Consider the following 532-nt stretch of genomic DNA (forward strand, 5'->3'; position numbering starts at 1 on the left):
CTGGCTGGTGTTGACGGTGTAGGACCGATCGAGCAGCGCGCCGCCGACCACCGACACGGCGAGCGGCACCTTTTCGAGATCCTCCGCCCGCTGGCGCGCGGTGACGACGATGTCGCTGTTCTCGGCGACCGCTTCCGGTTCTGCTGGCGTCGGGGTGGTCTGGGCCATGGCAGGCGCGGCGACCATGGCAGCAAGCGCGACGCTGGCATTGAGCAACAGGCGCACGGAATTCAGGCGTGTCATCGGTTTTCCCCTCCTGCGGCGCATCCACATGGCCCGATATGCATCCGGGTTGTGCGCCTGTGCTTCTCGCTTTACTGAAACATGAACCAGGTTTCAACTTGGGATTTGGGGAGGACCATACGATGGCAGCCAAACGTGGCGTGGTGGCAACAGCCGACGCGGCGCAAGCGGGCGATCTGGCCGCGCGCGGCGACGCTGTGCGCCTCGACGACTCGGCAAGCGCCGGCAAGGCACCGCGCACCGAGCGCGGGCGCAAGACGTTGCGCGCCATCCTCGATGCGGCGGCGAT

General features: G+C 66.9%; 1 pseudogene. It reads right to left on the minus strand.

The features are described from left to right. A pseudogene (locus AACY08_RS28565) lies at positions 1 to 243 on the minus strand (hypothetical protein); the annotation flags it as partial. Positions 244 to 532: the final 289 nt, after the last annotated feature.

The sequence above is a fragment of the Pseudomonas sp. EL_65y_Pfl1_R83 genome (assembly GCF_963970695.1).
GTDB classification, from domain to species: Bacteria; Pseudomonadota; Gammaproteobacteria; order Pseudomonadales; family Pseudomonadaceae; genus Aquipseudomonas; species Aquipseudomonas tritici.